Origin of the sequence: Methanofastidiosum sp., from assembly GCA_020854815.1 — an archaeon.
In the GTDB taxonomy this organism is placed as follows: Archaea; Methanobacteriota_B; Thermococci; order Methanofastidiosales; family Methanofastidiosaceae; genus Methanofastidiosum.
The window spans coordinates 1-9,582 of record JAHKLW010000073.1 but is presented as its reverse complement, the minus strand read 5'-3'; the positions used below and the strand labels follow the sequence as shown (position 1 = coordinate 9,582).

The 9,582-nt window shown below is 34.0% G+C and carries 9 protein-coding genes; 7 read left to right on the top strand and 2 right to left on the bottom strand.

Features of this window, described 5'->3' with window-relative positions:
* The coding region (locus KO464_09075) for a prenyltransferase (GenBank protein ID MCC7573523.1) at positions 1-535 on the bottom strand (535 nt) is incomplete at its 3' end.
* Positions 536-720: 185 nt separating this feature from the next.
* Between KO464_09075 and iorA the strand changes: the two genes are divergently transcribed.
* The 6 genes from iorA (at position 721) to KO464_09045 (ending at position 6,145) form a co-directional block, all read left to right on the top strand.
* Positions 721-2,499: an indolepyruvate ferredoxin oxidoreductase subunit alpha gene (gene iorA, locus KO464_09070; protein ID MCC7573522.1), complete on the top strand. Its 1,779-nt coding sequence runs from the start codon at positions 721-723 to the stop codon at positions 2,497-2,499.
* A gap of 209 nt (positions 2,500-2,708) precedes the next feature.
* Positions 2,709-2,933 carry a sulfurtransferase TusA family protein gene (locus KO464_09065; GenBank protein MCC7573521.1) on the top strand — a complete coding sequence of 75 codons (225 nt, stop codon included), beginning with the start codon at positions 2,709-2,711 and terminating at the stop codon, positions 2,931-2,933.
* Positions 2,921-3,361 carry a DsrE/DsrF/DrsH-like family protein gene (locus tag KO464_09060; GenBank protein MCC7573520.1) on the top strand — a complete coding sequence of 147 codons (441 nt, stop codon included), beginning with the start codon at positions 2,921-2,923 and terminating at the stop codon, positions 3,359-3,361. The genes KO464_09065 and KO464_09060 overlap by 13 nt, the downstream gene beginning before the upstream one ends.
* Before the next feature lie 13 nt (positions 3,362-3,374).
* The gene (locus KO464_09055) at positions 3,375-4,538 is read left to right on the top strand and encodes a cysteine desulfurase (protein MCC7573519.1); all 1,164 of its coding nucleotides are present in this window, start codon (positions 3,375-3,377) and stop codon (positions 4,536-4,538) included.
* Between the two features lie 15 nt (positions 4,539-4,553).
* Positions 4,554-5,189: an iron-sulfur cluster assembly scaffold protein gene (locus tag KO464_09050; protein MCC7573518.1), complete on the top strand. Its 636-nt coding sequence runs from the start codon at positions 4,554-4,556 to the stop codon at positions 5,187-5,189.
* Positions 5,190-5,305: 116 nt separating this feature from the next.
* Positions 5,306-6,145, top strand: coding sequence for a PAS domain S-box protein (locus KO464_09045; protein MCC7573517.1), 840 nt, complete (start codon positions 5,306-5,308; stop codon positions 6,143-6,145).
* Positions 6,146-6,168: 23 nt separating this feature from the next.
* Here the strand turns inward: KO464_09045 and hypB are convergent, their stop codons facing one another.
* On the bottom strand, positions 6,169-6,828 hold the full coding sequence (gene hypB / locus KO464_09040) for a hydrogenase nickel incorporation protein HypB (protein MCC7573516.1): 660 nt from the start codon (positions 6,826-6,828) through the stop codon (positions 6,169-6,171).
* 214 nt (positions 6,829-7,042) lie between these two features.
* On the opposite strand from hypB, the gene KO464_09035 reads away from it, so the two are divergent.
* Complete coding sequence (locus tag KO464_09035; GenBank protein MCC7573515.1) at positions 7,043-9,331, top strand: vitamin B12-dependent ribonucleotide reductase; 2,289 nt, start codon at positions 7,043-7,045, stop codon at positions 9,329-9,331.
* The last annotated feature ends 251 nt before the right edge of the window (positions 9,332-9,582 follow it).

Genomic DNA, 9,582 nt, shown 5'->3' with positions numbered 1-9,582 from the left:
CTATAAAGCCTTTCATTACGTAGTAACCCATCCCAGGGACTATAAAACCTATTGCAAGCATTGTGGATATTTCTCCTAGGTCTCTATATGACAATCTAATTGGGGGTGCAGTATAAAACCATCCGAGAAGATTCCCGAAGATAACAAAACCTAAGAAAAATAATGCATAGTCATAATATACGGTAAAAATACTCCCAATAATAATTGAAATAAAGATTAAAGACAATGCTATCCATTTTGAAGCTTCTCTTAGAGATGGATCAAGTTGTAGTATTCCACTACCGCCACTAACATTAGTTCTTTCACCTAATTTATCAGCTTCAAAATCGAAATAATCGTTACTATAAGAAACGGATAAATGGCCTAGAAAAAGAATCAAGTAGCCAATAAATAATTTTCCAATGTTTAATTCTGCACCTGTTAATATAGCAAAAAAGGCCCCTACTAAAAAAAGAAAGAATCCGCCGAGAACAAAAAAGAAACGGCCCAATTTTAGGATATTGGTTAGCTTTTCTTGTAGAGACAAAGAACTCATGTAAACATTATATATTCGTTATATTTAATTATTACGGAAATTTAAAATAATAAGATTTGATTAAAACAAATTAATTAAAAGTTCTAGCAAATAGAATACAATTGAATTGATTTAATAGCTTAGAAATTATTTTTAAGATATTTACTAATAATAAGTTTTTTAAAAGAGTTAATCTTTGATAAATCATGAAAAGAGAACTTCTAATGGGCAATGAAGCAATTGCCTTAGGTGCATTTGAAGCTGGTGTTGAAGTTGTTGCAGCTTATCCGGGTACTCCGTCAACAGAAATCCCTGAAACTGCTGCACGATTTGCCAAACAGTATGGTGTTTATGTTGAATTTTCCGCTAATGAGAAGGTTGCTCTTGAAGTGGGAATTGGAGCATCTTGGGCCGGAAAAAGAGCCCTTGTAACAATGAAACATGTTGGAGTAAACGTTGCATCTGACTCACTAATGACTCTGGCATATACCGGCGTTGACGGTGGATTTGTCCTTGTTTCAGCCGATGAGCCAGATTGCCATTCTTCTCAGAATGAGCAGGACAACAGGTTATTTGCAAGATTTGCAAATGTACCATGTTTAGACCCATCTTCCGCTCAGGAATGTAGGGATATGATAATATTCTCATATGATCTATCTGAGTTGTTTTCTATACCTGTAATTTTAAGACCAACTACTAGGGTATGTCATGGGAGAGGAGATGTAGAACTAGGAGAAATTAATATCCAAAAAAGAGAAGGTAAATTCACAAAGGATGTTACAAAGTATGTTGCTGTACCATCCCATACAAGAGTATTACACAAAAAACTTTTAGAAAAAATGGAAAAAATTAAAGAATTTGTTGAAGAATCTAATTTTAATTATTCCATACCTGGAGAGGGAAAAACTGGAATAATTGTCATTGGGACATCTTTTAATTATTTGATGGAAACTCTTAATATTTTGGGCATTAAACCTCCAATATTAAAAATTGGGATTTCACATCCTTTAGCAAAGAATAAAGTCTTGTCATTTATTAAAGATCTAGAAAAGGTCATAATAGTTGAAGAACTTGAACCAGTTATTGAAAATGATGTAAAAATGATAATGTTTGAAAATCAATTGAACTTAAAGATATATGGCAAGAATATATTCCCAAGAATCGGCGAATTTTCTACGGATTTAGTAACCGAAATACTCTCAAGATTTTTTAGAATCGATGTATCCAAAGAACAACCTAAAACCATTATTATACCCACCAGGGCCCCTCTATTATGTGCTGGCTGCCCACACAGATCAACATTTTATGCAATAAAAAAAGTTACTAGGGGCAAGGCTATATTTCCTTCCGATATCGGCTGTTATACTTTAGGATTTCCACGACCGCTTCAGACAGTTGATACCTGCATTTCAATGGGTTCAAGTTTTGGAATAGCCTGTGGTCTTGCAAAATCTGTAAATGAGCCAATAGTTGCAACTTTGGGGGACTCCACATTTTTTCATGCAGGAATACCTCCTTTACTAAATGCAAAATATAATAATTCTAAGATTGTTGCAGTGGTTCTTGATAATTTAACCACAGCTATGACAGGCCATCAACCACATCCAGGAACACAGCTAACTGCTATGGGAGATCCTGCAAGTTCTGTATCTATTGAGAAGTTGATTTCTGGTATGGATATCCCAGTTGAAGTCGTAAATGCGAGTGATGTAACACAAATTGAAGTTGCCCTAAAAAAAGCACTTGAAAGCGAACAGGTTTATGCTATTGTATCCAGAGGGCCATGTGTTCTTTTAAAAGGCATAGATAAGCGGCCTATATACAGGGTAGAAGTCTCGACGTGTAGAGCTTGCAAGGCGTGTATAAAGCTATCAGGATGTCCTGCTCTAGAATTTAAAGATGGCCACTCAAGTGTTAATCCAACAGTATGTACTGGATGTGGTTTATGTGCCCATATATGCCCCGTAGAAGCTATTGTTAGATAATTTTTTGTTACTCTTTGTTATTATTTTATTTCATTTATTTTTCGTTTATTTATATTGAATATTTTTCAAATCTAGAATCTATATTTTTTTAAAAGTATTAAAAATTTTTATATATATTAATTATTGCCGTTAGGCTTTTAACATTGAACAATAAAGATATTGAAAGACAATATGCCTAGTATCATAATAATCACTTAGGAGTTGAAAGAATGGCTGAAATAAAAGTCGATGTTAAAGGTCAAACTTGTCCTGTGCCACTAGTTGAGTGCAGAAAAGCTTTACGAAAAGCAGCGACAGGAGATATAGTTGAGATAGAGGGAACACACCCTACCTCTAAAAAGGAAATACCAATGGCTGTAAAGGCTTTAGGGTATAAGATTATATCTATCGAAGAGGAGGGCAGCACATGGAAGATAAAAATATGCAAGATTTAACTAATTCAAAAAAGAATAAAGCTACGATAATTGTTCACAGTGGAGATATGGATAAAATTTATAGTGCCTTAATAGTTGGAAACGGTGCTCTTTCAATGGGTATGGAAGTTTCTTTGTATTTCACTTTTTTTGGACTTCAGAGATTGAAGAAAGGTGGGCTTGATAAAGGTCCACTCTCAAAGATGAATATGCTTGGTTTGGGAAAAATGATGATAAAGAAGAAAATGAAAAAAGCCAATGTAGCTTCTCTAGAGAAACTGATTACAGATTTCAAAGAACTTGGTGGTAAAATACTGGCTTGTGATATGACTATGGAGATAATGGGTGTAAAGCCTGAAGATCTAAGGCAAGACCTAATTAATGATTATTGTTCCGTTGGGACATATATTCAAGAAGCAATGGAATCAAGCATGACACTGTTTATATAATATGGTGAATATAATGGAAAAAAATATTTATCTTGATAATGCAGCTGCTACACGATTGGATGAGAGGGTTTTAGAATCTATGAAAAAATATTTCTTTGAAGTTTATGCAGTTGCAACTTCAGAATTTGGATACTCTTTAGGCATTGAAGCAAGAGAAGCGTTAGACGAGGCTAGAGGATTTATTGCCAATTATATGGGGGCTGATTTTGGAGAAATTGTTTTCACTTCAGGAAGCACTGAATCTAGTAACATGGCCTTAAAAGGAGTTGCAATGGCCCTAAAAGAAAAAAAAGGTAAGCATATTATAGTATCAAAAATTGAAGACTTTCCAGTTCTTAACAGTGCAAGGAGCCTTGAAAAACAGGGATTTGAAGTTACCTATCTTGATGTCGACCAATATGGCTTGATTGACTTTGACCAGCTTGAAAAATCTATAAGAAAAGACACTATCCTAGTATCAATCCAACATGCTAATCAAGAAATAGGCACAATGCAAGATATTGCTAAAATAGCAAGCATTTGTAAAAATAAAGGAGTACTTTTTCATACAGATGCAACACATACCTTTACAAGAGTTCCAATTGATGTTAGGGAAATTCCAGTTGATCTAGTTACTTTGTCTGCCCACACTATCCATGGGCCTAAAGAAACGGGAGCATTATTTATTCGTAAGAATACTCCAATCTCAAAGTGGATGGACGGAGGATTTCAAGAATTTAACAAACGTGCAGGATTAGAAAATATTCCCGGGGCAGTAGGATTCGCAAAAGCTATTGAATTGATATCCTCAGAAGAAACTAAAAAAATGGAGCAGATGAGGGATCACCTTATTAAGAGAGTATTGAGTGAGATACCAGACACAACATTGAATGGTCACAAAGAAAAAAGAGTTCCTCAAAATGCTAATATTACCTTCCATTATGTCGAAGGTGAATCAATTACTCTTCATCTCGATATGAGGGGATTTTCGGTCAGCACAGGGTCAGCATGCTTCAGCAAGTCTCTTGAGGCAAGCCATGTTATAATGGGCATAGGGGGGGATCATGAAAGAGCGCATGGATCTGTTCGATTTACATTTGGTAGATACAATAATATGGAAGATGTTGATTCTGTAGTGAACAATATCGCAGAAGTAGTAACTGAACTTAGAAAAATTAGCCCCTTGGGTAAGAATTAGTAAGGAGGGAATGATATGAAATTTCCATATAGTGAAAAAGTGTTGGAACATTTTCGTCATCCGCATAATGTAGGTAAACTAGAAAATCCTGATGGCAAAGCAACTGAAGGAAGTCCTGCATGTGGAGACATGGTTTCAGTCTATATACAAGTAAATCCTGAAACTAAAGTTATTGAGGATATTAAATTTGAATCTTATGGTTGCGCATCAAATATCGCAACTGGTTCGATCATTACAGATATGGCCAAAGGTAAAACTCTTGAAGAAGCGAAGAAAATCACATGGCAGCAGGCAGCAGATGCTTTAGGCGGATTACCTACAATAAAAGCGCATTGCTCGGTATTAGCAGTTGAAGGATTGAGGGCAGCAATACAAAATTATGAAGAAAAACACGGAATCATTGCTGAAAAAATACCTACAACAATTGAGGTCGTAAATAATAGATTGAAGAAAGTAATGAATCCTTTAACTGGGCTTGATGTTGTAAGAACAAATCTCATTAAAAAGATAGAAATTGACAGTGGCAAAGTTTTTCTCACAATTGATTTACCGTCTAATCATCAATTCGCCAATTCGATAAGAGAAGAGACTAAAGAAAAGATTGAAACTTTATGGGATGTAAAAGAAGTAATTATTGAATTTATAGACTAATTTTTATATATTTTTATTAGTCTACCATTCACTATAGATTTATCTTTACCCATAAGTTAATATAATAATATATAACAATACTATTAAAGCTATAATATGGCGATAAAGGTATTTTCATGGACCATGCAGATGAAAAAATTTCTTTTGGTAATCCCCTCATCATTGTCAGTGTTTATCTAGTTATAGGGGTCATATGGATTCTATTTTCTGATGCCTTTCTTGCAACACGTATAATAGATATACCGAAATTGATTTTTTTTCAATCTTTTAAGGATATTTTATTTATTTTTTTGACTTCATTGTTGATCTTCTATCTCATCAATCGTGGATTTAACAAAATAAAATCGTCTCAAATAATAATGACCGACGCTGAAAGAAAACATAAGATTATACTTGATACAGTTGGAGACATTATCCTCTATGTTGATAAATATGGAAAAATACTAGAGATAAATAAAAGAGTTGAAACTAAATTAGGCTACAAAAAATTAGAATTAATTGGAAAAAGTTTTATGGGAGTTGGAATAATTGATGTTAAACATGTTCCAGCTTTAGCTAAAATGTTCAGACAAGGCATAAATAATAATTCTGATGAAAAAATAGAACTTGAATTAAAACATAAAGATGGTGACATCATTATAGTAGAAGCTGATAATAAATTTATTATAGATAAGGGCGAAGTTATAGGTGCAGTAACTGCATTTAGGGACATTACCGAAAGAAAGAAAGCTTTAGTTCAAATAGAGAATAATATTGAACATTTTGCCCATCTAATTGATCATATTAGGAATCCATTAGCAATACTTAATACTTTCACTCAGGTTAGAATTAATGATCCAGAAATAAAACAGACTCTATTAACAAACATTGATAGAATTGATGAAGTTATAAAACAATTGGACGAAGGGTGGATGGATACTGAAGATACTAGAAAATTTTTGAAAAATTATAAATAATTAGATTGTCTAATAATAGATGCTTATTCGAATATTTCTAACCATTCATTTATTCCTATATTTTTCTTTACTGAAGTTTTAATGATTTTTATGTTAGGATTTAGTGAATGACAATCCCTTTCCATTTTTCTTGGACTTGCATCAACGGCCTTGGCAATGTCAATTTTGTTTATTACACATATGTCAGAAAACCTGAATATTATGGGATGTTTCAGTACAATATCATCTCCTTCACTTACGCTAACAATAACAATTCTTTCATCTTCACCAAGCGTAAAATCCGAAGGGCATATCAAATTACCTACATTTTCCATTAGGAGATAATCAAGGTCTTGAAGTATTCCTCTTTCTTCTAGCTCCTCCAGTTCATGGGATATTAAATGTGCATCTAAGTGGCATTCCTTGCCTGTATTTAGAGGGATTACAAGGCATTCATGTTTCCTAAATCTATTGGAGTCGTATTCAGCAACTACGTCTCCCGCAATAATGCCAACTTTTTTCCCTTTTTTTACTAAGAAATCAATTGCAATTTCGATTAGAGAAGTTTTTCCAGAACCTATAGCACCCATTACATTATAGGATTTAATTCCATATTTTTTTAGAAGAGTTCTATTCTCATTTGCTAATCTTGAATTCTCTTTTATAATGTCTTTTTCAATATCAATGCTCGCTGTTTTATGCATAGTTATTAAAAAATATAATTTATTTATATAAGTAATGATGTAAAAAATATTCATACCATTATTAGTGATGATTTTAGAAATAGTAAAACGCTCTGGAATAGAATAATTTTTGCAATATCAAATTTTAAAAATCGTTTACCAAAAGATTTATAATTAAGAAATAAATCAATTAAATAGTTTGGACAACATATAATTTGGAGGGATTTATATTAGCATGGCAGTTTCTGAGAATTATAATTATGATAAGATTGGTAACACTGATTATGCAGAAGAGCCATTAAATTTATCAGATAATGCGATAAAAGTATTAGAAAGGAGGTACCTAAAAAAAGATCAAGAAGGAAATGTTGTAGAAAATCCAAATGATCTTTTTTTGAGAGTTGCTAAAAGCATTGCAATTGCGGATTTAATTTATGATGACAATGCAGATGTCGAAGGATTAACTAAAGATTTTTATGAGATGATGACAAAGTTTGAATTTCTTCCGAATTCACCAACACTTATGAACGCTGGAAGAGAACTCGGGCAGTTATCTGCATGTTTTGTTTTACCCGTTGATGATTCTATTGATAGTATTTTTGATGCAATAAAATATACTGCTTTAATACATAAAAGTGGGGGTGGAACAGGTTTTTCTTTCTCTAGACTCAGGCCAAAAAATGACGTAGTTTTAACAACTAAAGGTATCTCTAGTGGCCCAGTTTCTTTCATGACTGTATTTGACACAGCTACAGAGACCATAAAGCAAGGTGGAACAAGAAGGGGGGCCAATATGGCCATTTTAAGAGTTGACCACCCTGATATTCTAGAATTTATTAAATGTAAAGAAGAAAATACTAAACTTAATAATTTTAACATATCTGTTGCCATAACAGATAAATTCATTCAAGCATTTGAGAATGGAAAAGACTATAAACTTTTCAATCCAAGAACTGGAAAAGTAGATGGAAAATTAAATGCAAAAGAAGTATTTAGTCTTATAGTCAACATGGCATGGAAAAATGGAGAGCCTGGAATAGTATTTATTGACAGGCTAAATAGGGGAAATCCAACCCCTGCTATAGGTGAAATTGAAAGCACCAATCCGTGTGGTGAACAACCACTTCTTCCCTATGAATCATGTAATCTTGGCTCTATTAATCTCTCAAAATTCTTAAAGAAATCCTCTAAAGGATATGAAATAGATTTTGATCATCTAAGGGATGTGATAAAAAAGTCAGTTCATTTCTTAGACAATGTTATTGATGTAAATAGATACCCTTTGGCCCAGATTGAAGACATGACAAAAGGGAATAGGAAGATAGGTTTAGGTGTCATGGGATTCGCTGATATGCTTTTAAGAATGGGAATACCTTACAATTCTGAAGATGCAGTCGACCTTGCAAAAAGTGTAATGAAGTTCGTGAAAGAAGAAGCTACAGAAACTTCAAGAGAGCTTACCTCAAAGAGAGGGCCATTCCCCAATTTTGAGAAAAGTGTATTCCATGAGAGGGGAGAATCCCACATTAGAAATGCAACAGTTACTACAATTGCCCCAACAGGTACTATAAGTCTTATAGCAGGTAGTTCAAGTGGAATTGAGCCAATATTTGCAATATCCTATATCAGGAACGTTATGGACAATGATGAGCTCTTAGAAATAAATCCTGTTTTTGCTGAAATATCTAAAGAAAGAGGCATCTTCACGCAAGAGTTGATGAAGAAAATTGCAAAAGAAGGAACTCTAAAAAATATTGATGAAGTGCCTGACGACCTTAAGAAAATATTTGTAACTGCCCATGATATTTCTCCTAAGTGGCACATCAGAATCCAAGCAGCATTTCAAGAGTACACCGACAATGCCGTTTCCAAAACAATTAATTTTCCCAAGAGTGCAACTGAGAACGATGTCATGCAATCTTACCTTTTAGCATATAGAAGTGGCCTCAAAGGAACCACTATATACCGAGACGGGTCTAGAGATGAACAAGTTTTGAATATTGGAAAAGTGAACAAAAAAGAAACGGCCATTCAAAAAGCCCCAAGGCCAAGGCCAAAAGTTACCAAAGGATTCACGGAAAAAATAAGGACTGGATGTGGCAACCTATATGTTACAATTAATGAAGACGAGTATGGGCTTTGTGAAATCTTTATGCAAATGGGTAAATCTGGAGGTTGTCCAGCAAGCCAAAATGAAGCCATAGCAAGACTAATCTCATTAGCTTTGAGGTCCGGGATAAGAATCGAATCCATACTGGAACAGTTAAGACATATCAGATGTCCAATGCCAACGTGGGACGAAGGGATTCCAGTTCATTCATGTGCAGATGCAATAGCTATCGTTTTGGATAGATACATTAAGAAAGAACTTAATACAAAACAAGAAAGATTGGATGTTGTAGTGACTTCAAATGGTGGATCTAACCATACAGGAATGCCAGCACAGTGTCCAGAATGTGGGGAAGTATTAGTTTTTTCTGAAGGTTGCGTTAGTTGCAAATGCTGTGGATACACAAAATGTTAAACTAAAATTTTATTATTTCTGTCTTATCCTGTAATTATTTCCTTTTCCTTTCATTAAAAAATCTCCCCTATTTTAGGTAGTATCTGGCAAATTACTGCCAGATTCTAGCTTTCTGTAAAATGCCTTTTCTGGCGTCTCAAGCACGTCAAGATTTAAGCTCATATGGGGTCGCTTCTTGTTGTAGAAGTTCATGAACTCTTCTATTGATTTGAAGTATTTTAGCTTCTGCTCAAGCGTTCCAAAGAATCTTT

Bases quoted from the DNA above. Each gene is read 5' to 3' on its own strand.
- hypB (MCC7573516.1), bottom strand. From the start codon at position 6,828: ATGCATAAAACAGCGAGCATTGATATTGAAAAAGACATTATAAAAGAG.
- KO464_09055 (MCC7573519.1), top strand. From the start codon at position 3,375: ATGGAAAAAAATATTTATCTTGATAATGCAGCTGCTACACGATTGGAT.
- iorA (MCC7573522.1), top strand. From the start codon at position 721: ATGAAAAGAGAACTTCTAATGGGCAATGAAGCAATTGCCTTAGGTGCA.
- KO464_09045 (MCC7573517.1), top strand. From the start codon at position 5,306: ATGGACCATGCAGATGAAAAAATTTCTTTTGGTAATCCCCTCATCATT.
- KO464_09035 (MCC7573515.1), top strand. From the start codon at position 7,043: ATGGCAGTTTCTGAGAATTATAATTATGATAAGATTGGTAACACTGAT.
- KO464_09060 (MCC7573520.1), top strand. From the start codon at position 2,921: ATGCAAGATTTAACTAATTCAAAAAAGAATAAAGCTACGATAATTGTT.
- KO464_09065 (MCC7573521.1), top strand. From the start codon at position 2,709: ATGGCTGAAATAAAAGTCGATGTTAAAGGTCAAACTTGTCCTGTGCCA.
- KO464_09050 (MCC7573518.1), top strand. From the start codon at position 4,554: ATGAAATTTCCATATAGTGAAAAAGTGTTGGAACATTTTCGTCATCCG.